This window comes from Enterobacter sp. JMULE2 (genome assembly GCF_013337145.1).
In the GTDB taxonomy this organism is placed as follows: domain Bacteria; phylum Pseudomonadota; class Gammaproteobacteria; order Enterobacterales; family Enterobacteriaceae; genus Enterobacter; species Enterobacter mori.
The window spans coordinates 45673-71330 of the sequence record NZ_SGWD01000011.1; the positions used below are offsets into that span (position 1 = coordinate 45673).

Sequence of the window (25658 nt, forward strand, 5' to 3'; positions counted from 1 at the left end):
GCGGGATTACAGTTCACTCTTCTTGTGGAAACCGTCTTTAATGACAGTGGCGTCAATATTCTCTTTATTGACTTCAATCGGGGTGAGCAGACGAGCCGGAACATCTTTGAGTCCGTTGTTTAACGTCGCGTCAGATTTAGGCTGTTGACCCTCACCCAGCTCAACGGCAATTTCAGCCGCCGTATTCGCAAGTTCGGTGATGGGCTTGTAAACCGTCATGGTTTGGGTGCCAGCAATGATGCGTTTTACCCCGGCGAGATCGGCATCCTGTCCGGAGATAGCGACTTTGCCAGCCAGCCCCTGGGCGCTCAGGGCCTGGATCGCGCCGCCAGCGGTGGCATCGTTAGAGGCCACGACTGCATCAATTTTGTTGTTGTTGGCCGTCAGCGCGTTTTCCATGATTTTTAGCGCGTTTTCAGGGAGCCAACCATCAGCCCACTGATCGCCAACCACTTTAATTTTCCCGTTGTCGATGTACGGTTTAAGGACTTTCATTTGCCCTTCGCGGAACAGTTTGGCGTTGTTATCCACTGGCGAACCACCCATCAGGAAATAATTCCCTTGAGGCACTTTATCGACCAGGCTTTTGGCTTGTAATTCACCCACTTTTTCGTTGTCGAACGAAATATAATAATCAATGTCTGCGTTATTAATCATGCGGTCATAGGCCAATACTTTTATGCCTTCTTGTTTGGCTTCTTTCACCACGTTACTTAATACCTGGCCGTTGTACGGGATAATGACCAGAACATCGACGCCACGGTTGATCATATTCTCAATTTGCGACATTTGCGTTTCTTCGTTGCCGTTAGCCGACTGAACAAACACGCTTGCGCCGAGAGATTCTGCTTTTTTTACAAAAATATCGCGATCTTTTTGCCAGCGCTCCAGGCGCAGGTCGTCAATGGCCATGCCGATTTTCACCTCTTTGGCATGCCCGGCAAAGCTTGCAAGCAGGAGAGTAGTACAGAGTGTAAGGGACAGGTTCTTTATCTTCATAATTATTAGGCCTTTTTGTAGGGGATGTGTCGCTGAGATAAAAGAAACATTCACTGCTGAGACGCAGCAAATTTTTAACGTGGAAAGGCCCGCTGGCAATTACAGATTTTTATCTTCTCATTATGATATTTGGTTTATTTCTGAATTTATGACCGCGATCGGATTTTAAAATACGTAACTTATTAATTACATTTGATTCTGGAATCTGCACCGAAAAATAGTTTGTCTGCGCATTATTTTGCGAGCCAGCGCACAGTTGTGCATTCTCTCAATAGCAGTGTGAAATAACGTAATTGAGCAAGCCGGAATGTGTATTCACTATTACTCCTGTATCTACGACTCGCCGCATACCCTGATTATGGAGCTCAATATGCAAGCTTATTTCGACCAACTCGATCGCGTTCGTTACGAAGGCACGAAAACGACCAATCCTTTAGCATTTCGTCACTACAACCCGGACGAGCTGGTGCTGGGTAAGCGCATGGAAGATCATCTGCGCTTTGCCGCCTGTTACTGGCATACGTTCTGCTGGAATGGTGCCGATATGTTCGGTGTGGGTTCTTTTGACCGTCCATGGCAACAGCCTGGCGAAGCCATCGAACTGGCGAAGCGTAAAGCGGATGTCGCGTTTGAATTCTTCCACAAGCTGAACGTACCGTACTACTGCTTCCACGATGTGGATGTCTCTCCGGAAGGCGCGTCGCTGAAAGAGTATCTGAACAACTTCGCGCAGATGGTGGACGTGCTGGCGGCAAAACAGCAGCAGAGCGGCGTGAAGCTGCTGTGGGGCACGGCAAACTGCTTCACTAACCCTCGCTATGGCGCGGGTGCGGCAACGAATCCGGATCCCGAAGTGTTCAGTTGGGCGGCCACACAGGTGGTGACGGCGATGAACGCCACGCATCAGTTGGGCGGCGAGAACTATGTGCTGTGGGGCGGCCGTGAAGGGTATGAAACCCTGCTGAACACCGATCTGCGTCAGGAGCGTGAGCAGATTGGTCGCTTTATGCAGATGGTTGTCGAGCATAAACACAAAATTGGCTTCCGCGGTACGCTGCTGATTGAACCTAAGCCGCAAGAGCCGACCAAGCATCAGTACGATTATGACGTCGCAACCGTGTACGGCTTCCTGAAACAATTTGGTCTGGAAAAAGAGATCAAAGTGAACATTGAGGCTAACCACGCTACGCTTGCGGGCCACTCTTTCCATCACGAAATTGCGTCCGCCATTGCGCTGGGCATCTTTGGTTCTGTGGATGCAAACCGTGGTGATGCACAGCTAGGCTGGGACACCGACCAGTTCCCGAACAGCGTGGAAGAGAATGCGCTGGTGATGTACGAAATCATCAAAGCGGGGGGCTTCACCACCGGCGGTCTGAATTTTGACGCCAAAGTGCGTCGCCAAAGCACCGATAAGTACGATCTGTTCTACGGTCATATTGGCGCGATGGACACCATGGCGCTGGCGCTGAAAATCGCCGCCCGAATGATTGAAGACGGTGAGCTGGATAAACGCGTGGCGAAGCGTTATAGCGGCTGGAACAGTGAGCTGGGCCAGCAAATTTTGAAAGGCCAGTTATCGCTTGGTGAGATCGCGAAGTACGCTGAACAGCATCAACTGGCACCGCAGCATCAGAGCGGACACCAGGAACTGCTGGAAAACCTGGTCAATCATTACCTGTTCGATAAATAACAGCATCCAGGCCCGGTAAGCGCAGCGCCACCGGGCATTTCTGTCAAAGGAGTCACCACAATGTATATCGGGATCGATCTTGGCACATCGGGTGTGAAAGCCATCCTGTTAAGCGAACAGGGCGACGTGTTAGCCACGCAGACGGAAAAACTGCAGGTTTCACGTCCGCATCCGCTGTGGTCTGAACAGGACCCGGAGCAGTGGTGGCAGGCGACGGATCGCGCAATCACAGCTTTAGGCGCGCAGCACAGTCTCCGTGACGTAAAAGCGCTGGGGATTGCCGGACAAATGCACGGCGCAACGCTGCTGGACAGCCAGCACCGCGTGTTGCGTCCAGCGATCCTCTGGAACGACGGTCGCTGTGCAGAAGAGTGCGCGATTCTTGAAGAACGCGTACCGACCTCTCGTGGCATCACCGGCAACCTGATGATGCCAGGCTTCACCGCACCAAAACTCTTGTGGGTACAGCGCCATGAACCTGAGATTTTCCGTCAGGTAGCGAAAGTTCTGCTGCCGAAAGATTATCTGCGTTTTCGCATGACGGGTGATTTCGCCAGTGATATGTCTGACGCGGCGGGCACGATGTGGCTTGATGTGGCGAAACGCGACTGGAGCGAGGCGATGCTGGATGCCTGCCATCTGACTCGTGACCATATGCCTGCGCTCTTCGAAGGCAGCGAGGTCACCGGCACATTGCAGTCCTCCATTGCTGAACGCTGGAATATGCCTGCCGTACCGGTGGTAGCTGGCGGCGGCGACAACGCGGCGGGCGCTGTCGGTGTCGGGATGGTGGAGGCAGGGCAGGCGATGCTCTCGCTGGGAACCTCCGGCGTCTATTTTGCCGTCAGCGACGGTTATCGCAGCAACCCTGAAAGCGCGGTCCACAGTTTCTGTCATGCCCTGCCGGGGAAATGGCATTTGATGTCGGTGATGCTGAGTGCGGCATCCTGCCTCGATTGGGCAGCGAAGCTGACCGGAATGGCGGATGTCCCTGCGTTTATCGAAGCCGCGCAGCAGGCGGATGAAAATGCCGGTACCGTCTGGTTTTTACCCTATCTTTCCGGCGAGCGTACGCCGCACAACAACCCGGAAGCGAAAGGGGTGTTTTTCGGTTTAACTCATCAACATGGCCCGGCTGAACTGGCGCGTGCGGTACTGGAGGGCGTCGGGTATGCGCTGGCGGATGGGATGGACGTCGTACACGATTGTGGGCTGAAGCCATCAAGCATTACGCTCATTGGCGGCGGCGCGCGCAGCAGTTACTGGCGGCAGATGCTGTCTGACATTAGCGGGCTACAGCTTGATTATCGCACCGGGGGCGACGTCGGGCCTGCGCTTGGCGCAGCACGGCTGGCACAGATAGCCGCGAACCCTGACAAACCGCTCGCACAGTTGCTGCCACAGCTGGCGCTTGAGCAAACGCATCTTCCTGACGCAGCACGTCATTCGCGCTACGCGGAAAGGCGTGATGTGTTCCGCAGGATCTACCAGCAGCTGCTGCCGTTGATGTCATAAAACGATTGTCTGATAGAGGCATGACGATGTCCTTTTTTGGTCTGTTCGTGCCTGCGTTTCCTCGTCAGGATAAGGTCATACCCACTGACGAGGAGTTCCACCATGTCCCGCACCGCATTAATCAATATTGACACTCAGCAGTCATTTCATCATCGCATATACTGGCAGGAGGCCGATATTCCTGCCTTTCAGCAGGCCATGCTGGGGCTGATTGAAGGCTGCCAGTCGCGAAATATTCCGGTCGTTGATATTTTTCATGTAGATGAAGACGGTCCCTTCACCCTGGAAAGCGGCTATGTCAAACCGATGGCCTTTTTACGTCATCAGCCGGATGTGGTTTTCCAGAAACACGTCCATAATGCCTTCACGGACACCGGGCTCGACCGCTGGCTGCGCGAGCGTGATATCAACCGACTGATTATCTGCGGCATTCGTACTGAACAATGTTGTGAAACTACCGCACGTGTGGCCTCCGATCTGGGCTATGCTGTGACCTTTGTGAGCGAGGCCACGCTGACGTTCCCGATGACGTACAACGGAATTACCCTCAGCGCTGACGAACTGCGTCATCGTACCGAGACGGTGCTGGCCGGGCGTTTTGCCGAGATTAAAACGGTAGCGGAGACGCTGGAGTCACTGTAATGAGCATCGACGTCTGGTTCGTTATGTTGCCCGGGGTGCTGTCATTAGACATGACCGGCCCGGCAGAAACCTTTGTGCTGGCGGGCGACGCGTTTCGCCTGCATTACATTGGCCCGCAGCCTGACGTTCAGACGTCGATTGGCCTGACGATGAGCGGCATTCAGCCTCTGCCGGAACGTCTGCCAGAAGGGAGTTTGCTTGTGCTACCGGGAGTCAGCGACTCCCACGTTCAGTTCTCAACCCCTCTGGCGCAGCAGATTCAGCACTGGCTGATGCGCCTGCAGCCGCAGATCCAGCGCCAGGACATCGCCGTGATGTGCGTCTGTTCTGGCGCGTTGCTGGCGGCAAAGTCGGGCTTGTTGAATAACCGGCAGTGCACCACGCATCATGACGTCATTAGCCGCTTACACGCCGCAGCCCCCACGGCGGCGATTAAAGAAAACCGCATATTTGTGCAGGATGAGAATATCTGGACCAGCGCAGGGATCACGTCGGGTATCGATCTGGCGCTGCATATGATTAACCGCCTTTGCGGGCCAGAAAAAGCCCTGGCCGTCGCGCGTGAGATGGTGGTCTGGTTCCGCCGCTCCGGGGACGATCCGCAGCTTTCACCCTGGTTACGCTACCGCAATCATCTTCACCCGGCGATCCACCGCGCGCAGGACGCCCTTACCGCTGAGCCGCAAAAAGCGTGGCAGATACCGGATATCGCCGCACAGGCGCACGTCAGCCCACGCCATCTGACCCGGCTTTTTCAGGAACATTTAGGTATAAGCGTTCGGGATTACCTTGAGCAATTGCGTCTGGCCGTGGCCGAACAGTGGTTATTGCAGGGGCGTGGGGTGGAGCAGGCGTCGCTGGCGGCAGGGTTTTCCTCCCCGCGCCAGTTCCACCGTGCCCGGCAGCGAATCGCTAACTAACGAAGCGACGGGTATCTATTTTTTGCAACAGCATCGACAGCAATAAGCTCACGACCAGCGTGGCGGCAAAAATCCAGATAATATCCAGCAGCGGCCAGCTTTTGAGCTCAATCCCACGCGTGCGAAGAGCGTGGATCACCAGCGCGTGAAAACCGTAAATCCCCAGCGAGTGGCGCGAAATCAATCCCACCACGGGAAGCGGGCGTTCATTCAGCGTATTTTTGACGAGTATCAGCAGGGATATGGCGCAGATAAAGACCATCGGGCCGCAGTACAGATACCAGGTATCGGCAAAATTCCCGCGCCACTTCAGCTCATAAAGCGTACCGCGCGAAATCACGATCACACCGATGATGAATAGCGCGCCACAAAGCCAGTTCATACTTCGTTTTTGTGTATCCATCATGCCAATGGCGCGCCCCAACATGCCGTAAAGCACGTAGTAGAAGGTATCGCCGTTGATATAGAGGTTCACCGGCAACCACTCAAATCCGTCAATTTTCTGCGAGACGGTATTGGGGTTTGCCACCACGCCAATCACCACCATCAGGGCCAGGAGCATTTTCCCGCTGACGTTCTTCACCTGTATCAGCGGGGAAACCAGATAGATAACGATAATGGCGAAGAAGAACCACAGGTGATAGAAGATCGGTTTTTGCAGCACGTTTTTCAGCGAAAGTTCGGCGTTAATTGAGGTGAAAAGCGTGATATAGAGCAGCGCAATGGCACTGTAGAAACCCAGGCATGACGCGATGCGGATAAAATGCCTCGGTTGCGCACTGCGTTCGCCAAAAAAGAGAAAGCCGGAAATCATAAAGAACAGCGGCACGCTCACGCGGGAAGCGGAGTTAAGTATATTAGCGATATCCCAGTTAACGTGGCTGATGCTGTGCGCGTTCGTGACGTACCAGGTCGTCGTGTGGATCATCACCACCATCAGACAGGCTATTCCTCGCAGGTTATCAATCCAGTTAATTTTTGACGACATCAGTTCCTCTTATTCCCTGTAAATAGAGTGTGACTGCGATTAGGGTAAAGTCTTCCCTTGGAAAATTCTGAGTTTAACTCGCGTAACTTGTACGAGGAGCGCGAGATTCGCAGAATGACGCGCCATAATCTATAAAAGCGTTGATATTAAAAATAACAGCCACTGACCAGGGCGGTAATAAAAATGATGATGAAGCGTGTGGCGTCACTCTTTCTGCTACTCATACTGGCGGGGTGCAGCGCCTCGCAGGACGTGCCTGAACAAAAAGCACAGCAGGGGAAAATCACCCCTGAACGTTCGCTGAATATGGAGCAGCTCTGCAAAGAGCAGGCGGCTCGTCGCTATAATTCCGAGGTGCAGAAAATTACGGTTAACGGATTTGAGCGCTTTCAGGGGAGCTATGAGCTAAAAGGCTATACTGCGCGTAAAGAAAGCTTTGTCTGTTCTTTTGACGCGGACGGCCAGTTTTTACATCTCTCGATGCGCTAATCTGCTCGTATAATCAGCAGCCACAATGCCCTGGCGTTCCGGCTGTGCGCCTTATTCCCCAATTTATCTTAAACAACCCCGTTTCGTACTGTATATCTTGCAGCCAGCGGGTATACTGATCCCTTCCATTTAAAACCACACGTATCCAGCACGAAATACTATGCAAAAGTTTGATACCAAGACCTTCCAGGGCCTGATCCTGACCTTACAGGATTACTGGGCTCGTCAGGGCTGCACCATTGTTCAACCTTTGGACATGGAAGTTGGCGCAGGCACCTCGCACCCAATGACCAGCTTACGCGCGTTGGGGCCGGAGCCAATGGCGACCGCGTATGTGCAGCCTTCCCGTCGTCCTACCGATGGCCGTTACGGCGAAAACCCGAACCGTCTGCAGCACTACTATCAGTTCCAGGTGGTGATTAAGCCATCACCAGACAACATTCAGGAACTGTACCTCGGGTCGCTGAAAGAGCTGGGTATGGACCCGACCATTCACGACATTCGTTTCGTGGAAGATAACTGGGAAAACCCAACGCTGGGTGCCTGGGGTCTGGGCTGGGAAGTGTGGCTGAACGGCATGGAAGTGACGCAGTTCACTTACTTCCAGCAGGTTGGCGGTCTGGAATGTAAACCAATCACCGGTGAAATCACCTACGGTCTGGAACGTCTGGCCATGTATATTCAGGGCGTAGACAGCGTTTACGACCTGGTCTGGAGCGACGGCCCGCTGGGTAAAACCACCTACGGTGACGTGTTCCATCAGAACGAAGTGGAGCAATCCACCTATAACTTCGAATACGCGGACGTGGACTTCCTGTTCACCTGCTTCGAGCAGTACGAGAAAGAAGCGCAGCAGCTGCTGGCGCTGGAGACTCCGCTGCCGCTGCCTGCCTACGAGCGTATTCTGAAGGCCGCCCACAGCTTCAACCTGCTGGACGCCCGCAAAGCCATCTCCGTGACTGAACGTCAGCGCTACATTCTGCGTATTCGTACCCTGACCAAAGCCGTTGCAGAAGCTTACTATGCGTCCCGTGAAGCCCTTGGCTTCCCGATGTGCAACCGAAACAAATAAGAGGCGGCCATGTCTGAAAAAACTTTCCTGGTGGAAATCGGCACCGAAGAGCTGCCACCAAAAGCCCTGCGCAGCCTGGCTGAGTCTTTTGCTGCGAACGTGACCGCCGAGCTGGATAACGCTGGCCTGGCACACGGTAAAATTGAATGGTTTGCTGCACCGCGTCGTCTGGCGCTGAAAGTGGCAAATCTGGCGGCGTCTCAGCCTGATCGTGAAGTGGAAAAACGTGGCCCGGCCATTGCTCAGGCGTTCGACGCGGAAGGCAAACCGAGCAAAGCGGCAGAAGGTTGGGCGCGTGGTTGCGGCATCACCGTTGACCAGGCCGAGCGTCTGACCACCGACAAAGGCGAGTGGCTGCTGTATCGTGCACATGTGAAAGGCGAAAGCGCGGAAGCGCTGCTGCCGGACATGATCGCGACCTCACTGGCTAAGCTGCCAATTCCTAAGCTGATGCGCTGGGGCGCGTCCGACGTGCACTTCGTGCGTCCGGTTCACACCGTGACCCTGCTGCTGGGCGATGCCGTTATTCCTGCCACCATTCTGGGCGTGGCGTCCGATCGCGTGATCCGCGGCCACCGCTTTATGGGCGAGCCGGAGTTCACCATCGACAATGCCGACCAGTACCCGCAGATTCTGCTGGAGCGCGGTAAAGTCATTGCCGACTACGAACAGCGTAAAGCCAAAATCAAAGCGGACGCGGAAGAAGCGGCACGCCAGATTGGCGGTAACGCTGACCTGAGCGAAAGCCTGCTGGAAGAAGTGACCTCTCTGGTGGAATGGCCAGTTGTGCTGACCGCGAAGTTCGAAGAGAAATTCCTGGCCGTTCCGGCTGAAGCGCTGGTCTACACCATGAAGGGTGACCAGAAGTACTTCCCGGTATACGCCAACGACGGCAAGCTGCTGCCAAACTTCATCTTCGTGGCGAACATCGAATCGAAAGATCCGATCCAGATTATCTCCGGTAACGAGAAAGTGGTGCGCCCACGTCTGGCGGATGCGGAGTTCTTCTTCAACACCGACCGTAAAAAGCGTCTGGAAGATAACCTGCCGCGCCTGCAGACCGTGCTGTTCCAGCAGCAGCTGGGCACGCTGCGCGACAAAACCGACCGTATCGCGGAGCTGTCCGGCTGGATCGCCCGTGAAATCGGTGCTGACGTCAACCACGCGACGCGTGCTGGCCTGCTGTCCAAGTGCGACCTGATGACCAATATGGTGTTCGAATTTACCGACACCCAGGGCGTGATGGGCATGCACTACGCGCGTCACGATGGCGAAGCGGAAGACGTGGCTGTGGCTCTGAACGAGCAGTATCAGCCGCGCTTTGCGGGTGACGATCTGCCGTCCAACCCGGTTGCGTGCGCTGTGGCGATTGCCGATAAGATGGACACCCTGGCGGGTATCTTCGGTATCGGTCAGCACCCGAAAGGCGATAAAGACCCGTTCGCGCTGCGTCGTGCCGCGCTGGGCGTGCTGCGTATCATCGTTGAGAAGAACCTGAACCTCGATCTGCAGACCCTGACTGAAGAAGCGGTGCGTCTGTACGGCGACAAGCTGACCAACGCCAAAGTGGTGGATGACGTCATCGACTTCATGCTCGGCCGTTTCCGCGCCTGGTATCAGGACGAAGGCTACACCGTTGACACCATTCAGGCGGTGCTGGCGCGTCGTCCGACCCGTCCGGCTGATTTCGATGCGCGTATGAAGGCGGTATCCCACTTCCGTACTCTGGAAGCGGCATCAGCCCTGGCCGCGGCCAACAAGCGTGTATCCAATATCCTGGCGAAATCCGACGAGACGCTGAACGAGCGCGTGAACGCTGCAACCCTGAAAGAGCCGGAAGAGATTGCCCTGGCGATGCAGGTTGTGGTGCTGCGCGACAAGCTCGAGCCGTACTTTGCGGAAGGTCGCTACCAGGAAGCGCTGGTGGAGCTGGCGGAGCTGCGTGACGTTATCGACGCCTTCTTCGAGAAAGTGATGGTGAACGTGGAAGATAAAGATCTGCGTATTAACCGTCTCTCGATGCTTGAGAAACTGCGCGAGCTGTTCCTGCGCGTGGCGGATATTTCGCTGCTGCAGTAATGCAAAAAACCCGCCCCTGACAGGCGGGAAGAACGGCAACTAAACTCATGCCGGGCTGCAAAAGCAGCCCGGCTTTTTTATTACACTCTCTCAAATACCGTCGCGATACCCTGACCCAACCCGATACACATTGTTGCCAGACCAAACTGAGCATCTTTGCGTTCCATCAGGTTGATCAGCGTCGTGCTGATGCGCGCGCCGGAACAGCCCAGCGGGTGACCGAGGGCGATCGCGCCGCCGTTGAGGTTAATCTTCTCGTCGATCTGATCCATCAGCCCCAGATCTTTAATGCACGGCAGGATCTGCGCGGCGAAGGCTTCGTTCATCTCGAACAGATCGATGTCGCTGGCGGTTAAGCCCGCTTTTTTCAGTGCCAGCTTCGAGGCCGGAACCGGGCCGTAACCCATGATGGAAGGATCGCAGCCGACGACCGCCATCGAACGCACGCGAGCGCGTGGCGTCAGGCCTAGTTCGCGGGCGCGGCTTTCGCTCATCACCAGCATCGCGGCGGCACCGTCGGACAGTGCGGACGACGTTCCCGCCGTTACCGTGCCGGTGACCGGATCAAATGCCGGGCGCAGGGTAGACAGCGCTTCGACCGTGGTTTCCGGGCGGATGACTTCGTCGTAGCTGAACTGCTTCAGTACGCCGTCTGCGTCGTGGCCGCCGGTTGGGATGATCTCATTCTTAAAGGCACCGGACTGCGTGGCGGCCCAGGCGCGAGCGTGAGAGCGCGCGGCAAAGGCATCCTGCATTTCACGGCTGATACCATGGAGGCGGGAGAGCATCTCTGCGGTCAGGCCCATCATCCCCGCGGCTTTCGCCACGTTACGACTCATGCCCGGGTGGAAATCAACCCCGTGGCTCATCGGCACGTGGCCCATGTGCTCAACGCCGCCCACAAGACAGGCCTGCGCATCGCCGGTCATGATCATGCGCGCCGCATCGTGCAGCGCCTGCATGGACGAACCACACAGACGGTTGACGGTGACCGCCGGAACCGAGTGCGGGATCTCCGCCAGCAGAGACGCGTTACGGGCGATGTTGAAGCCCTGCTCCAGGGTCTGCTGCACGCAGCCCCAGTAGACATCGTCCAGCGCTGTTGGGTCCAGCGCCGGGTTACGCGCCAGCAGGCTACGCATCAGGTGCGCGGAGAGGTCTTCCGCACGCACGTTACGGAACGCGCCGCCTTTTGAACGGCCCATCGGGGTGCGAATCGCATCAACAATGACAACCTTTTCCATTGTGACTCCTTAAGCCGTTTTCAGCTCGCCAACCGGACGGGCTGGCTCAACTGCTGGATAGTAGGGTTCGTTATGGCGCGCTTTGTTACGCAGACCTTCCGGCACCTCATAAAGCGGGCCAAGGTGCTGGTACTGCTGAACCATATCGAGATAGCGGGCGCTGCCGAGCGTGTCCAGCCAGCGGAACGCGCCGCCGTGGAACGGAGGGAAGCCGAGGCCGTACACCAGCGCCATATCCGCTTCTGCCGGGCTGGCGATGATGCCTTCTTCCAGGCAACGCACTACTTCGTTAATCATCGGGATCATCATCCGGGCGATGATTTCATCGTCGGTGAAGTCGCGTTTTGGCTGACTGACGTCGGCCAGCAGGCCATCCACCGCCGGATCTTCTTCTTTCTTCGGTTTGCCTTTGCTGTCTTCTTTATAGCGCCAGAAGCCCAGGCCGTTTTTCTGACCGAAGCGGTTGGCGTCAAACAGCGCGTCAATGGCGTCGCGATAGTCTTTCTGCATACGCTGCGGGAAGCCTGCCGCCATCACCGCCTGCGCGTGATGGGCGGTATCAATGCCGACCACGTCCAACAGATACGCCGGGCCCATCGGCCAGCCGAACTGTTTTTCCATCACTTTGTCGATTTTGCGGAAGTCCGCTCCGTCGCGCAGCAGCTGGCTGAAGCCTGCAAAGTACGGGAACAGTACGCGGTTAACGAAGAAGCCCGGGCAGTCATTCACCACGATCGGGGTTTTGCCCATCTTGCTCGCCCACGCCACCACTTTGGCGATGGTTTCGTCAGAGGTTTTTTCCCCACGGATCACTTCGACCAGCGGCATACGGTGTACCGGGTTGAAGAAGTGCATGCCGCAGAAGTTTTCCGGGCGCTTCAGCACGCTCGCCAGTTCGCCAATCGGAATAGTGGAGGTGTTAGAGGCCAGCACGGTGCCTGGACGAACCTTGTCTTCCGTTTCGGCCAGCACTGCTTTTTTGACTTTCGGGTTCTCAACGACCGCTTCAACCACCACGTCCACACGGTCAAAACCGCTGTATTCCAGCACCGGCTGAATGGTGGAGATCACGCCTGCGAGCTTCAGCCCGTCAATTTTTCCGCGCTCCAGCTGTTTATTCAACAGCTTGGCCGCTTCGGTCATGCCGAGCGTCAGGGATTTCTCGTTGATGTCCTTCATCACCACCGGCACGCCTTTCCATGCCGACTGGTAAGCGATGCCGCCACCCATAATGCCTGCACCGAGCACCGCCGCGTGTTTTGGCGTCTCAACGTTTTTGGTCAGTTGTTTGGCTTTGCCCTTCACGAACTGATCGTTAAGGAAGATACCGACCAGCGCGCGGGCTTCATTGGTGTGCGCCAGCGGGACAAAGCTCTGATTTTCGAGCTTTAGGGCTTCGTCGCGACCAAAGCGGGCCGCGGCTTCAATGGTTTTCACCGCCGTGATCGGCGCCGGGTAGTGTTTACCCGCCGTCTGCATCACCATGCCTTTAGCGATGGTGAAGCTCATGGTGGCTTCAATTTTGCTGAGCTTTAACGGCTCCAGCTTTGGCTGGCGTTTGGCTTTCCAGTCGAGATCGCCATTGATCGCCTGACGCAGGATGGCAATAGCACCCTCAATCAGTTTTTCAGGCTTAACCACGCCGTCCACCAGGCCGATTTTCTGCGCCTGTTCTGCGCCGACATCTTTACCCGCGGCAATGATCTCCAGCGCGCTGTCGGCACCCAGCATGCGCGGCATACGCACGGAGCCGCCAAAGCCCGGCATGATGCCCAGCTTGGTTTCCGGCAGGCCGATGCGCAGATCCGGCGTGGCGAGACGGTAATCGGTGGCTAATACACATTCACAGCCGCCGCCCAGCGCGTAGCCGTTCACGGCGGAGATCGTTGGGACAGGCAGATCTTCCAGACGATTAAAGACGCTGTTGGCAAAGTGTAGCCACTGGCTCAGCTGTTCTTCAGGCACCAGGAAAAGCGAGAGAAATTCGGTGATATCGGCACCGACAATAAAGGCCGCTTTGTTCGAACGCAGCAGCAGCCCTTTTAATTCAGGTTGTTTTTCAAGAACATCCAGCGCCTGGCCAAGACTGGCCACCGTCGCGGTATCAAGCTTATTCACTGAGCCGGGGGCATCGAACACCAGTTCGGCAATGCCATCTTCCAGCCAGTTGAGGTACAGGGTGTCGCCTTTGTAAAGCATGTCAGTCTCCTGAATCCAGCAAGTGGATCTGGTCATACCAGATGAGACGGAGTGTGGAATTTATGTTAATAAAATGCAAATTTCTCATTAAGAAATTGCTGCATTGATCACGGTCGGTGGAAATCACGCAGCCGGAGTGAGGTGTGCTAAGATGCGATGACTTGAGGTCAAAAAAACGAAAGGAAGAATGATGGACTCACTGGCTTCGCTTTATAAAAATCATATCGTTACCCTACAGGAACGTACCCGCGATGTACTGTCGCGCTTCAAGCTGGATGCCCTGCTAATCCACTCCGGCGAGCTGATGAACACGTTTCTTGATGACCATGCTTATCCGTTTAAGGTCAACCCGCAGTTTAAAGCCTGGGTGCCGGTGACACAGGTGCCAAATTGCTGGCTGCTGGTGGATGGCGTGAACAAGCCGAAATTGTGGTTCTATCTGCCGGTGGATTACTGGCACAACGTGGAACCGCTGCCGACTTCTTTCTGGACCGAAGAAATTGATGTGATTGCCCTGCCAAAAGCAGACGGTATTGGCAGCCAGCTGCCTGCGGCGCGTGGCAACATCGGCTATATAGGCCCTGTTCCAGAGCGTGCGCTGGGTCTGGATATTCCGGCGGATAAACTCAACCCGAAAGGGGTGCTGGATTATCTCCACTATTACCGCGCGTATAAAACCGACTACGAACTTTACTGCATGCGTGAAGCGCAAAAAACGGCGGTGAATGGCCACCGTGCCGCGCACGAAGCGTTCCAGTCGGGCATGAGCGAGTTCGACATCAATCTTGCCTACCTGACCGCAACCGGTCACCGCGACACCGACGTGCCGTACAGCAACATCGTCGCGCTGAACGAGCATGCGTCTGTACTTCACTACACCAAACTGGATCACCAGGTTCCGTCGGAAATGCGCAGCTTCCTGCTGGACGCAGGGGCAGAGTATAACGGCTACGCGGCCGATCTGACCCGTACCTGGGCGGCGAATGGGGATACCGATTTCGCGCAGCTGATTAAAGACGTGAACGATGAACAGCTGGCGCTGATTGGCACCATGAAGGCCGGAACCAGCTATGTGGATTATCACATCCAGTTCCATCAACGCATCGCTAAACTGCTGCGTAAGCATCAGATTGTGAAAGACATGAGCGAAGAGGCGATGGTCGAAAACGATCTGACCGGGCCATTTATGCCGCACGGTATCGGTCACCCGCTGGGCCTGCAGGTTCACGACGTTGCGGGCTTCATGCAGGATGATACCGGCACGCACCTGGCGGCACCGTCTAAATATCCTTACCTGCGCTGCACTCGTATTCTTGAGCCGCGCATGGTCTTGACCATCGAGCCGGGGATCTACTTTATTGAATCCCTGCTGGCGCCGTGGCGTGAAGGGCAGTTCAGCAAGCACTTCAACTGGGAAAAAATTGACGCGTTGAAACCGTTTGGCGGCATTCGTATCGAAGATAACGTGGTTATTCATGAGAACGGTGTCGAGAACATGACGCGAGACCTGAAGCTGGCCTGATGGAAAGCTGGCTGATACCGGCTGAACCGGTCACGTTTGTTGAGGAAATCAAGAAAAGCCGCTTTATTACGCTGCTGGCGCACACCGACGGCGTAGAGGCGGCAAAGGCGTTTGTCGAGTCCGTTCGCGCGGAGCATCCTGATGCACGCCACCACTGCGTGGCGTGGGTGGCAGGACCGCCGGACGATTCGCAACAGCTGGGGTTTTCTGACGACGGTGAACCGGCTGGCACGGCCGGTAAACCTATGCTTTCGCAGCTGATGGGCAGCGGCGTGGGCGAGATCACCGCCGTAGTGGTTCGCTACTACGGCGGCATTTTATTAGGCACGGGTGGGCTGGTTAAAGCCTACGGTGGGGGTGTCCAGCAGGCACTTAATCTGCTGATAACCACCCGCAAAATGCCACTTACCGAATATACTCTGGTATGCGAGTACTCGCAGCTTTCGGGCATTGAAGCGTTACTGAAGCGCGTTAACGGTGTGATTGCGCACAGCGATTACCAGGCGATGGTGCAATTACGCGTGGCGCTTCCTCAGGCGGAACTGGCCTCTTTTTCAGCAAAACTCGCTGATTTTAGTCGTGGTTCGTTGCAATTGCTGCCGATTGAAGAATAATCCCCACCTCACTTTTTTGAATACCAAAGGAAGCGGCAGAGATGCATTTTCGTGCCATAACCCGAATCGTTGGACTGCTGGTCATACTCTTTTCCGGGACGATGATTCTCCCAGGACTGGTGGCACTTATCTACCGGGACGGCGCGGGGCGTGCGTTTACCCAGACCTTTTTTGTCGCATTGGCGATTGGCTCGCTGCTCTGGTGGCCAAACCGTCGTGAGAAAGGCGAGCTGAAATCTCGGGAAGGGTTTCTGATCGTCGTGCTGTTCTGGACGGTGCTGGGAAGCGTCGGTTCGCTCCCGTTTATCTTCTCTGAACAGCCCAATCTGAGTATCACGGATGCATTCTTTGAATCGTTCTCTGGTTTAACAACTACCGGAGCGACGACGCTGGTGGGGCTGGATTCTCTCCCACATGCCATTCTCTTTTATCGCCAGATGCTGCAGTGGTTCGGCGGTATGGGGATCATCGTTCTGGCGGTGGCTATCCTGCCCATTCTGGGCGTCGGGGGGATGCAGCTTTATCGGGCTGAAATGCCCGGCCCGCTAAAAGATAACAAAATGCGTCCGCGTATTGCGGAGACGGCAAAAACCCTGTGGCTGATTTATGTCTTGTTGACGGTCGCCTGCGCCCTGGCGCTGTGGTTTGCCGGAATGCCCGCTTTCGATGCCATCGGGCACAGCTTTGCAACTATCGCTATCGGTGGGTTCTCCACGCACGATGCCAGCGTGGGCTACTTCGACAGCCCGACGATTAACACTATTATTGCTATCTTCCTGCTGATCTCCGGTTGTAACTACGGTCTGCACTTCTCTTTACTGAGCGGGCGAAGCCTGAAGGTTTACTGGCGCGATCCGGAGTTCCGCATGTTTATTGGCGTCCAGTTGACGCTGGTGATCATCTGTACGCTGGTGCTTTGGTTCCACGATGTTTATAACTCGGCCATGACCACGCTAAACCAGGCCTTTTTCCAGGTGGTGTCGATGGCGACAACGGCGGGCTTTACCACGGACAGCATCGCGCGCTGGCCGCTGTTCCTGCCGGTGCTTTTGCTTTGCTCGGCCTTTATCGGGGGCTGTGCGGGGTCTACGGGCGGTGGCCTGAAGGTCATTCGTATACTGCTGCTGTTCAAACAGGGCAACCGCGAGCTGAAGCGTCTGGTTCACCCGAATGCGGTTTATAGCATTAAGCTGGGGAATCGTGCGCTGCCGGAACGTATTCTCGAAGCGGTGTGGGGTTTCTTCTCTGCTTATGCGCTGGTCTTTATCGTCAGTATGCTGGCTATTATTGCTACCGGCGTGGATGATTTCTCCGCATTCGCCTCTGTTGTGGCGACGCTTAATAACCTCGGTCCCGGGCTGGGCGTGGTGGCGGATAACTTTGCCAGTATGAACCCGGTGGCGAAGTGGATCCTTATCGCTAACATGCTGTTTGGGCGTCTTGAGGTCTTTACGCTGCTGGTGCTGTTTACCCCAACATTCTGGCGCGAGTAAGGAGTCATTAATGAAAACATTAGTTCTTTTCTCTACGCGAGACGGACAAACGCGCGAGATTGCCGCTTATCTGGCTTCTGAATTAAAAGAGCTGGGCATTTACGCGGATGTAGTGAACCTGAACCGTGCGGAACACATCGCCTGGCAGGAGTACGATCGTGTGGTGATTGGGGCGTCTATTCGTTACGGGCATTTCCATCCCGCGCTGGATCGTTTTGTGAAGAAACATAAAGACGTGCTCAATAAGCTGCCCAGTGCCTTCTACTCGGTCAATCTGGTTGCCCGTAAAGCAGAAAAGCGCACGCCGCAAACGAACAGCTATACGCGCAAGTTTTTACTTCATTCTCCGTGGCAGCCAACACTTTGCGCGGTCTTTGCCGGGGCGCTGCGCTATCCGCGCTACCGCTGGTATGACCGCTTTATGATCCGCTTGATTATGAAGATGACGGGCGGTGAAACCGATACGCATAAAGAAGTGGTGTACACCGACTGGTCGCAGGTTGCCAGTTTTGCGCGGGAAATCGCGCATATAACGGGCGATTCGCGACTTAAATAAGCGTTAAGTTTGAAAAGTGAGCGAACGAAAAGTTTTTTGTATTTTGTGCTTGTCACTTCAGAATAACTCCCTATAATGCGCCTCCACTGACACGGAACAACGGCATACACGCCGCCGGGTCAGCAGAGAAAAGCGAAAATAAACGCTTGACTCTGAAGCGGGAAAGCGTAATATGCACACCCCGCGCCGCTGCAAAAAGCGAAGCGGCACTGCTCTTTAACAATTTATCAGACAATCTGTGTGGGCACTCAAAGTGACATGGATTCTTAATGTCTCCGGACAATAAATGAATACCAAGTCTCTGAGTGAACATACGTAATTCATTACGAAGTTTAATTCACGAGCATCAAACTTAAATTGAAGAGTTTGATCATGGCTCAGATTGAACGCTGGCGGCAGGCCTAACACATGCAAGTCGAGCGGTAACACAGGGAGCTTGCTCCTGGGTGACGAGCGGCGGACGGGTGAGTAATGTCTGGGAAACTGCCTGATGGAGGGGGATAACTACTGGAAACGGTAGCTAATACCGCATAACGTCGCAAGACCAAAGAGGGGGACCTTCGGGCCTCTTGCCATCAGATGTGCCCAGATGGGATTAGCTAGTAGGTGGGGTAACGGCTCACCTAGGCGACGATCCCTAGCTGGTCTGAGAGGATGACCAGCCACACTGGAACTGAGACACGGTCCAGACTCCTACGGGAGGCAGCAGTGGGGAATATTGCACAATGGGCGCAAGCCTGATGCAGCCATGCCGCGTGTATGAAGAAGGCCTTCGGGTTGTAAAGTACTTTCAGCGGGGAGGAAGGTGTTGAGGTTAATAACCTCAGCAATTGACGTTACCCGCAGAAGAAGCACCGGCTAACTCCGTGCCAGCAGCCGCGGTAATACGGAGGGTGCAAGCGTTAATCGGAATTACTGGGCGTAAAGCGCACGCAGGCGGTCTGTCAAGTCGGATGTGAAATCCCCGGGCTCAACCTGGGAACTGCATTCGAAACTGGCAGGCTAGAGTCTTGTAGAGGGGGGTAGAATTCCAGGTGTAGCGGTGAAATGCGTAGAGATCTGGAGGAATACCGGTGGCGAAGGCGGCCCCCTGGACAAAGACTGACGCTCAGGTGCGAAAGCGTGGGGAGCAAACAGGATTAGATACCCTGGTAGTCCACGCCGTAAACGATGTCGACTTGGAGGTTGTGCCCTTGAGGCGTGGCTTCCGGAGCTAACGCGTTAAGTCGACCGCCTGGGGAGTACGGCCGCAAGGTTAAAACTCAAATGAATTGACGGGGGCCCGCACAAGCGGTGGAGCATGTGGTTTAATTCGATGCAACGCGAAGAACCTTACCTACTCTTGACATCCAGAGAACTTAGCAGAGATGCTTTGGTGCCTTCGGGAACTCTGAGACAGGTGCTGCATGGCTGTCGTCAGCTCGTGTTGTGAAATGTTGGGTTAAGTCCCGCAACGAGCGCAACCCTTATCCTTTGTTGCCAGCGGTTAGGCCGGGAACTCAAAGGAGACTGCCAGTGATAAACTGGAGGAAGGTGGGGATGACGTCAAGTCATCATGGCCCTTACGAGTAGGGCTACACACGTGCTACAATGGCGCATACAAAGAGAAGCGACCTCGCGAGAGCAAGCGGACCTCATAAAGTGCGTCGTAGTCCGGATTGGAGTCTGCAACTCGACTCCATGAAGTCGGAATCGCTAGTAATCGTAGATCAGAATGCTACGGTGAATACGTTCCCGGGCCTTGTACACACCGCCCGTCACACCATGGGAGTGGGTTGCAAAAGAAGTAGGTAGCTTAACCTTCGGGAGGGCGCTTACCACTTTGTGATTCATGACTGGGGTGAAGTCGTAACAAGGTAACCGTAGGGGAACCTGCGGTTGGATCACCTCCTTACCTTAAAGAACCTGCCTTTGTAGTGCTCACACAGATTGTCTGATGAAAATAGCAGTAAAAATCTCTGCAGGCTTGTAGCTCAGGTGGTTAGAGCGCACCCCTGATAAGGGTGAGGTCGGTGGTTCAAGTCCACTCAGGCCTACCAAATACTTCCTGATACTGCGTTGCGGAACAACTCGCATACTTCAGTATGCTTCGTTATTCCACGCCTTGTCTCAGAAAGCATTACCGGTACAGAGATTAGCATTTTGCGATGGGGTTATAGCTCAGCTGGGAGAGCGCCTGCCTTGCACGCAGGAGGTCTGCGGTTCGATCCCGCATAGCTCCACCATCCTTTTACTGCGAACACAAGAAAACTTCAGAGTGAACCTGAAAAGGTGCACTGCGAAGTTTTGCTCTTTAAAAATCTGGATCAAGCTGAAAATTGAAACGACACACATGTTATGTGTGTTCGAGTCTCTCAAATTTTCGCAAGTCGGTGATGAATCGAAAGAAACATCTTCGGGTTGTGAGGTTAAGCGACTAAGCGTACACGGTGGATGCCCTGGCAGTCAGAGGCGATGAAGGACGTGCTAATCTGCGAAAAGCGCCGGCGAGGTGATATGAACCTTTGACCCGGCGATGTCCGAATGGGGAAACCCAGTGTGTTCCGACACACTATCGTTAACTGAATACATAGGTTAACGAGGCGAACCGGGGGAACTGAAACATCTAAGTACCCCGAGGAAAAGAAATCAACCGAGATTCCCCCAGTAGCGGCGAGCGAACGGGGAGCAGCCCAGAGTCTGAATCAGCTTGTGTGTTAGTGGAAGCGTCTGGAAAGTCGCACGGTACAGGGTGATAGTCCCGTACACGAAAGCACACTTGCTGTGAACTCGAAGAGTAGGGCGGGACACGTGGTATCCTGTCTGAATATGGGGGGACCATCCTCCAAGGCTAAATACTCCTGACTGACCGATAGTGAACCAGTACCGTGAGGGAAAGGCGAAAAGAACCCCGGCGAGGGGAGTGAAAAAGAACCTGAAACCGTGTACGTACAAGCAGTGGGAGCCTACTTGTTAGGTGACTGCGTACCTTTTGTATAATGGGTCAGCGACTTATATTCTGTAGCAAGGTTAACCGTATAGGGGAGCCGAAGGGAAACCGAGTCTTAACTGGGCGTTAAGTTGCAGGGTATAGACCCGAAACCCGGTGATCTAGCCATGGGCAGGTTGAAGGTTGGGTAACACTAACTGGAGGACCGAACCGACTAATGTTGAAAAATTAGCGGATGACTTGTGGCTGGGGGTGAAAGGCCAATCAAACCGGGAGATAGCTGGTTCTCCCCGAAAGCTATTTAGGTAGCGCCTCGTGAACTCATCTTCGGGGGTAGAGCACTGTTTCGGCTAGGGGGCCATCCCGGCTTACCAACCCGATGCAAACTACGAATACCGAAGAATGTTATCACGGGAGACACACGGCGGGTGCTAACGTCCGTCGTGAAGAGGGAAACAACCCAGACCGCCAGCTAAGGTCCCAAAGTCATGGTTAAGTGGGAAACGATGTGGGAAGGCACAGACAGCCAGGATGTTGGCTTAGAAGCAGCCATCATTTAAAGAAAGCGTAATAGCTCACTGGTCGAGTCGGCCTGCGCGGAAGATGTAACGGGGCTAAACCATGCACCGAAGCTGCGGCAGCGACACTATGTGTTGTTGGGTAGGGGAGCGTTCTGTAAGCCGTTGAAGGTGGCCTGTGAGGGTTGCTGGAGGTATCAGAAGTGCGAATGCTGACATAAGTAACGATAATGCGGGTGAAAAGCCCGCACGCCGGAAGACCAAGGGTTCCTGTCCAACGTTAATCGGGGCAGGGTGAGTCGACCCCTAAGGCGAGGCCGAAAGGCGTAGTCGATGGGAAACAGGTTAATATTCCTGTACTTGGTGTTACTGCGAAGGGGGGACGGAGAAGGCTATGTTAGCCGGGCGACGGTTGTCCCGGTTTAAGCATGTAGGCGGAGGTTCCAGGTAAATCCGGTACCTTATTAACGCTGAGGTGTGATGACGAGGCACTACGGTGCTGAAGTAACAAATGCCCTGCTTCCAGGAAAAGCCTCTAAGCATCAGGTAACATCAAATCGTACCCCAAACCGACACAGGTGGTCAGGTAGAGAATACCAAGGCGCTTGAGAGAACTCGGGTGAAGGAACTAGGCAAAATGGTGCCGTAACTTCGGGAGAAGGCACGCTGATATGTAGGTGAAGCCCCTGCGGGTGGAGCTGAAATCAGTCGAAGATACCAGCTGGCTGCAACTGTTTATTAAAAACACAGCACTGTGCAAACACGAAAGTGGACGTATACGGTGTGACGCCTGCCCGGTGCCGGAAGGTTAATTGATGGGGTTAGCGGCAACGCGAAGCTCTTGATCGAAGCCCCGGTAAACGGCGGCCGTAACTATAACGGTCCTAAGGTAGCGAAATTCCTTGTCGGGTAAGTTCCGACCTGCACGAATGGCGTAATGATGGCCAGGCTGTCTCCACCCGAGACTCAGTGAAATTGAACTCGCTGTGAAGATGCAGTGTACCCGCGGCAAGACGGAAAGACCCCGTGAACCTTTACTATAGCTTGACACTGAACACTGGTCCTTGATGTGTAGGATAGGTGGGAGGCTTTGAAGCGTGGACGCCAGTCTGCGTGGAGCCGCCCTTGAAATACCACCCTTTAATGGCTGGTGTTCTAACGTAGACCCGTGATCCGGGTTGCGGACAGTGTCTGGTGGGTAGTTTGACTGGGGCGGTCTCCTCCCAAAGAGTAACGGAGGAGCACGAAGGTTAGCTAATCCTGGTCGGACATCAGGAGGTTAGTGCAATGGCATAAGCTAGCTTGACTGCGAGAGTGACGGCTCGAGCAGGTGCGAAAGCAGGTCATAGTGATCCGGTGGTTCTGAATGGAAGGGCCATCGCTCAACGGATAAAAGGTACTCCGGGGATAACAGGCTGATACCGCCCAAGAGTTCATATCGACGGCGGTGTTTGGCACCTCGATGTCGGCTCATCACATCCTGGGGCTGAAGTAGGTCCCAAGGGTATGGCTGTTCGCCATTTAAAGTGGTACGCGAGCTGGGTTTAGAACGTCGTGAGACAGTTCGGTCCCTATCTGCCGTGGGCGCTGGAGAATTGAGGGGGGCTGCTCCTAGTACGAGAGGACCGGAGTGGACGCATCACTGGTGTTCGGGTTGTCATGCCAATGGCATTGCCCGGTAGCTAAATGCGGAAGAGATAAGTGCTGAAAGCATCTAAGCACGAAACTTGCCCCGAGATGAGTTCTCCCTGACCCTTTAAGGGTCCTGAAGGAACGTTGAAGACTACGACGTTGATAGGTCGGGTGTGTAAGCGCAGCGATGCGTTGAGCTAACCGATACTAATGAACCGTGAGGCTTAACCTTACAACGCCGAAGGTGTTTTGGCGAAGAGACAGACACGATATTTTCAGCTTTGATACAGATTTAACAGAATTTGCCTGGCGGCTTTAGCGCGGTGGTCCCACCTGACCCCATGCCGAACTCAGAAGTGAAACGCCGTAGCGCCGATGGTAGTGTGGGGTCTCCCCATGTGAGAGTAGGGAACTGCCAGGCATCAAATAAGTAGAGAGGCCATCCGAAAGGATGGCCTTTTTGCGTTTTTGTACATCCCTCGTTTCCATAAACAAATCACCTATCCCCCCGTATATACGGTAAACTATCCGCGTTTTTGCATCAGGATAGCGTCTATGAACCACTCCCTTAAGCCCTGGAATACCTTTGGCATTCAACGTAATGCTAAACAAATTGTACGTGCCGATAATGCTCAGCAGTTGCTGAATGCATGGCAAAACGCGACAGAAAACGGTGAACCTGTACTGATTCTGGGCGAAGGAAGTAATGTCCTGTTTCTCGATGATTTCGCGGGGACCGTGATCGTCAACCGCATCATGGGAATCGACGTTAAAGAGAGCGCAGTGAGCTGGCATCTGCACGTGGGGGCCGGAGAAAACTGGCACCGTCTGGTGCAATTTACCCTCGAAAAAGGGATGCCCGGCCTGGAAAATCTTGCATTGATCCCAGGCTGCGCAGGATCGTCACCTATTCAAAATATCGGTGCCTACGGCATCGAACTAAAACACGTCTGTGAATATGTTGACTGCATTGAACTGGCAACGGGAAATGCGCAACGTTTAACCGCAGAACAGTGCCGCTTTGGCTATCGTGACAGTATCTTCAAACATGACTACCAGGATCGTTTCGTCATTGTGGCCGTTGGTCTGCGTCTGGCGAAGCAGTGGAACCCGGTCCTTACCTACGGCGATCTCACCCGTCTCGATCCGGCCACCGTCACCCCGCGCGACGTGTTTGAATCAGTTTGCCATATGCGAATGACCAAACTCCCTGATCCAAAAGTGAACGGAAATGCGGGTAGTTTCTTCAAAAATCCGGTCATCAGCAGCGAAAACGCGAAAACGTTCCTCACCGGCTGGCCAACGGCCCCGCATTATCCTCAGACGGATGGTAGCGTGAAGCTGGCTGCAGGCTGGCTTATCGACCAGTGCGAATTAAAAGGCACCACGATGGGCGGTGCTGCTGTTCATCGCCAGCAGGCGCTGGTGCTGATCAATCAAAACAATGCGACCAGCGACGATGTTGTGAAGCTGGCGCACCATGTCCGTCAGCGTGTGGGTGATAAATTTAACGTCTGGCTGGAGCCTGAAGTTCGCTTTATTGGCCGTACGGGTGAAGTCAACGCCGTGGAGACTATCGCATGAAGGACAACACGATCCCTTTAACCCTGATTAGCATCCTTGCGGACGGTGAGTTTCATTCTGGCGAGCAGCTAGGTGAGCAGTTGGGCATGAGCCGTGCTGCCATTAATAAACATATCCAGACGCTCCGCGACTGGGGCGTTGATGTGTTCACGGTTCCCGGAAAAGGCTACAGCCTGCCGGAGCCTATTCAATTGCTGAATGAAGAAGCGATCCGCAGCCAGATTGGACACGGCAATGTTGCGGTGCTGCCCGTAATTGACTCGACGAACCAGTACCTGCTGGATCGCCTGCCTGAACTGAAATCCGGCGATGCCTGCGTTGCTGAATATCAACAGGCCGGTCGCGGCCGTCGTGGACGTAAGTGGTTCTCGCCGTTTGGTGCGAATCTCTACCTGTCCATGTACTGGCGACTCGATCAGGGCCCGGCTGCGGCGGTTGGGCTAAGCCTGGTCATCGGGATTGTGATGGCGGAAGTCCTGCACGATCTGGGCGCGGATAAGGTGCGGGTAAAATGGCCTAACGATCTCTATCTGAACGATCGAAAACTGGCGGGTATTCTGGTTGAGCTGACGGGAAAGACCGGCGATGCCGCGCAGATCGTCATTGGTGCCGGGTTAAACATGGTGATGCGTAATGTACAGAACGATGTGGTGAACCAGGCCTGGACTAACCTGCAGGAAGCGGGTATCACTATCGACCGCAATATCCTGGCCGCACGAATGATTAAAGAGCTGCGAAGCTCACTCAGGCTCTTTGAGCAAGACGGGCTGGCATCGTTCCTGTCTCGCTGGGAAAAGCTGGATAACTTTATCAACCGCCCGGTGAAACTGCTGATTGGGGATAAAGAAATCTACGGCATTTCTCGCGGAATTGATGCGCAGGGGGCGCTTCTCCTGGAACAGGATGGCGCGATCAAACCCTGGATGGGCGGGGAAATCTCCTTACGCAGCGCTGAATAACCGGATTGTAT

17 protein-coding genes, 2 tRNA genes and 3 rRNA genes are annotated in these 25658 nt (G+C 54.7%); 18 read left to right on the plus strand and 4 right to left on the minus strand.

Going from position 1 to position 25658, the window contains the following annotated elements:
- Positions 1–6 precede the first annotated feature (6 nt).
- The gene (gene xylF / locus EXW94_RS08825) at positions 7–999 is read right to left on the minus strand and encodes a D-xylose ABC transporter substrate-binding protein (RefSeq protein ID WP_108418137.1); all 993 of its coding nucleotides are present in this window, start codon (positions 997–999) and stop codon (positions 7–9) included.
- Positions 1000–1369: 370 nt separating this feature from the next.
- Here xylF and xylA point away from each other — a divergent pair, with 370 nt between their 5' ends.
- The 4 genes from xylA (at position 1370) to EXW94_RS08845 (ending at position 5769) form a co-directional block, all read left to right on the plus strand.
- Positions 1370–2692, plus strand: a complete 1323-nt coding sequence (gene xylA / locus EXW94_RS08830) for a xylose isomerase (protein ID WP_089599718.1) — start codon at positions 1370–1372, stop codon at positions 2690–2692.
- A gap of 60 nt (positions 2693–2752) precedes the next feature.
- A complete protein-coding gene (gene xylB, locus EXW94_RS08835; protein ID WP_126817158.1) occupies positions 2753–4207 on the plus strand; it encodes a xylulokinase in 1455 nt (484 codons plus the stop codon).
- 102 nt (positions 4208–4309) lie between these two features.
- Positions 4310–4849, plus strand: coding sequence for an isochorismatase family protein (locus EXW94_RS08840; protein ID WP_120159863.1), 540 nt, complete (start codon positions 4310–4312; stop codon positions 4847–4849).
- Entirely contained in the window at positions 4849–5769 is a 921-nt protein-coding gene (locus EXW94_RS08845) for a GlxA family transcriptional regulator (RefSeq protein ID WP_174339974.1), read from the plus strand. The genes EXW94_RS08840 and EXW94_RS08845 overlap by 1 nt, the downstream gene beginning before the upstream one ends.
- On the opposite strand, the gene EXW94_RS08850 is transcribed toward EXW94_RS08845, so the two are convergent.
- The gene (locus EXW94_RS08850) at positions 5762–6757 is read right to left on the minus strand and encodes an acyltransferase (RefSeq protein WP_120159864.1); all 996 of its coding nucleotides are present in this window, start codon (positions 6755–6757) and stop codon (positions 5762–5764) included. The genes EXW94_RS08845 and EXW94_RS08850 overlap by 8 nt on opposite strands.
- Positions 6758–6940: 183 nt before the next feature.
- On the opposite strand from EXW94_RS08850, the gene EXW94_RS08855 reads away from it, so the two are divergent.
- The 3 genes from EXW94_RS08855 to glyS all read left to right on the plus strand — a co-directional run bounded on the left by EXW94_RS08855 (position 6941) and on the right by glyS (position 10397).
- Positions 6941–7246: a YsaB family lipoprotein gene (locus EXW94_RS08855; RefSeq protein WP_174339975.1), complete on the plus strand. Its 306-nt coding sequence runs from the start codon at positions 6941–6943 to the stop codon at positions 7244–7246.
- 160 nt (positions 7247–7406) lie between these two features.
- Entirely contained in the window at positions 7407–8318 is a 912-nt protein-coding gene (gene glyQ / locus EXW94_RS08860) for a glycine--tRNA ligase subunit alpha (RefSeq protein ID WP_003860141.1), read from the plus strand.
- A 9-nt stretch (positions 8319–8327) separates the two neighbouring features.
- Positions 8328–10397, plus strand: a complete 2070-nt coding sequence (glyS, locus tag EXW94_RS08865; RefSeq protein WP_089599660.1) for a glycine--tRNA ligase subunit beta — start codon at positions 8328–8330, stop codon at positions 10395–10397.
- 80 nt (positions 10398–10477) lie between these two features.
- Here the strand turns inward: glyS and fadA are convergent, their stop codons facing one another.
- A complete protein-coding gene (gene fadA / locus EXW94_RS08870) occupies positions 10478–11641 on the minus strand; it encodes an acetyl-CoA C-acyltransferase FadA (RefSeq protein ID WP_174339976.1) in 1164 nt (387 codons plus the stop codon).
- Between the two features lie 9 nt (positions 11642–11650).
- A complete protein-coding gene (gene fadB / locus EXW94_RS08875; protein WP_172701669.1) occupies positions 11651–13840 on the minus strand; it encodes a fatty acid oxidation complex subunit alpha FadB in 2190 nt (729 codons plus the stop codon).
- A gap of 190 nt (positions 13841–14030) precedes the next feature.
- On the opposite strand from fadB, the gene pepQ reads away from it, so the two are divergent.
- The 11 genes from pepQ (at position 14031) to birA (ending at position 25647) form a co-directional block, all read left to right on the plus strand.
- On the plus strand, positions 14031–15362 hold the full coding sequence (gene pepQ, locus EXW94_RS08880; RefSeq protein WP_174340094.1) for a Xaa-Pro dipeptidase: 1332 nt from the start codon (positions 14031–14033) through the stop codon (positions 15360–15362).
- The gene (locus EXW94_RS08885) at positions 15362–15976 is read left to right on the plus strand and encodes an IMPACT family protein (RefSeq protein ID WP_174339977.1); all 615 of its coding nucleotides are present in this window, start codon (positions 15362–15364) and stop codon (positions 15974–15976) included. The genes pepQ and EXW94_RS08885 overlap by 1 nt, the downstream gene beginning before the upstream one ends.
- 41 nt (positions 15977–16017) lie before the next feature.
- Positions 16018–17469: a Trk system potassium transporter TrkH gene (trkH, locus tag EXW94_RS08890; RefSeq protein ID WP_010436781.1), complete on the plus strand. Its 1452-nt coding sequence runs from the start codon at positions 16018–16020 to the stop codon at positions 17467–17469.
- A gap of 10 nt (positions 17470–17479) precedes the next feature.
- A complete protein-coding gene (hemG, locus tag EXW94_RS08895; RefSeq protein WP_010436783.1) occupies positions 17480–18025 on the plus strand; it encodes a menaquinone-dependent protoporphyrinogen IX dehydrogenase in 546 nt (181 codons plus the stop codon).
- A gap of 354 nt (positions 18026–18379) precedes the next feature.
- Positions 18380–19919, plus strand: a 16S ribosomal RNA gene (locus tag EXW94_RS08900).
- Positions 19920–19987: 68 nt separating this feature from the next.
- Positions 19988–20064 (plus strand) — tRNA-Ile (locus EXW94_RS08905).
- A gap of 110 nt (positions 20065–20174) precedes the next feature.
- Positions 20175–20250: transfer RNA gene (locus tag EXW94_RS08910), tRNA-Ala, on the plus strand.
- 181 nt (positions 20251–20431) lie between these two features.
- Positions 20432–23336: ribosomal RNA gene (locus tag EXW94_RS08915) — 23S ribosomal RNA — on the plus strand.
- A gap of 73 nt (positions 23337–23409) precedes the next feature.
- Positions 23410–23525: ribosomal RNA gene (rrf, locus tag EXW94_RS08920) — 5S ribosomal RNA — on the plus strand.
- The 16S, 23S and 5S rRNA genes sit together here with 2 tRNA genes alongside, the layout of an rRNA operon.
- A gap of 134 nt (positions 23526–23659) precedes the next feature.
- Positions 23660–24688, plus strand: coding sequence for a UDP-N-acetylmuramate dehydrogenase (gene murB / locus EXW94_RS08925; protein ID WP_174339978.1), 1029 nt, complete (start codon positions 23660–23662; stop codon positions 24686–24688).
- A complete protein-coding gene (gene birA, locus EXW94_RS08930; protein ID WP_042713772.1) occupies positions 24685–25647 on the plus strand; it encodes a bifunctional biotin--[acetyl-CoA-carboxylase] ligase/biotin operon repressor BirA in 963 nt (320 codons plus the stop codon). Before murB ends, birA begins: the two co-directional genes overlap by 4 nt.
- The last annotated feature ends 11 nt before the right edge of the window (positions 25648–25658 follow it).

Coding starts and splice junctions, on each gene's coding strand:
- EXW94_RS08845 (WP_174339974.1), top strand. CDS start 4,849: ATGAGCATCGACGTCTGGTTCGTTATGTTGCCCGGGGTGCTGTCATTA.
- trkH (WP_010436781.1), top strand. CDS start 16,018: ATGCATTTTCGTGCCATAACCCGAATCGTTGGACTGCTGGTCATACTC.
- hemG (WP_010436783.1), top strand. CDS start 17,480: ATGAAAACATTAGTTCTTTTCTCTACGCGAGACGGACAAACGCGCGAG.
- EXW94_RS08850 (WP_120159864.1), bottom strand. CDS start 6,757: ATGTCGTCAAAAATTAACTGGATTGATAACCTGCGAGGAATAGCCTGT.
- xylF (WP_108418137.1), bottom strand. CDS start 999: ATGAAGATAAAGAACCTGTCCCTTACACTCTGTACTACTCTCCTGCTT.
- glyS (WP_089599660.1), top strand. CDS start 8,328: ATGTCTGAAAAAACTTTCCTGGTGGAAATCGGCACCGAAGAGCTGCCA.
- fadB (WP_172701669.1), bottom strand. CDS start 13,840: ATGCTTTACAAAGGCGACACCCTGTACCTCAACTGGCTGGAAGATGGC.
- glyQ (WP_003860141.1), top strand. CDS start 7,407: ATGCAAAAGTTTGATACCAAGACCTTCCAGGGCCTGATCCTGACCTTA.
- xylB (WP_126817158.1), top strand. CDS start 2,753: ATGTATATCGGGATCGATCTTGGCACATCGGGTGTGAAAGCCATCCTG.
- fadA (WP_174339976.1), bottom strand. CDS start 11,641: ATGGAAAAGGTTGTCATTGTTGATGCGATTCGCACCCCGATGGGCCGT.
- pepQ (WP_174340094.1), top strand. CDS start 14,031: ATGGACTCACTGGCTTCGCTTTATAAAAATCATATCGTTACCCTACAG.
- birA (WP_042713772.1), top strand. CDS start 24,685: ATGAAGGACAACACGATCCCTTTAACCCTGATTAGCATCCTTGCGGAC.
- EXW94_RS08885 (WP_174339977.1), top strand. CDS start 15,362: ATGGAAAGCTGGCTGATACCGGCTGAACCGGTCACGTTTGTTGAGGAA.
- xylA (WP_089599718.1), top strand. CDS start 1,370: ATGCAAGCTTATTTCGACCAACTCGATCGCGTTCGTTACGAAGGCACG.
- murB (WP_174339978.1), top strand. CDS start 23,660: ATGAACCACTCCCTTAAGCCCTGGAATACCTTTGGCATTCAACGTAAT.
- EXW94_RS08855 (WP_174339975.1), top strand. CDS start 6,941: ATGATGATGAAGCGTGTGGCGTCACTCTTTCTGCTACTCATACTGGCG.
- EXW94_RS08840 (WP_120159863.1), top strand. CDS start 4,310: ATGTCCCGCACCGCATTAATCAATATTGACACTCAGCAGTCATTTCAT.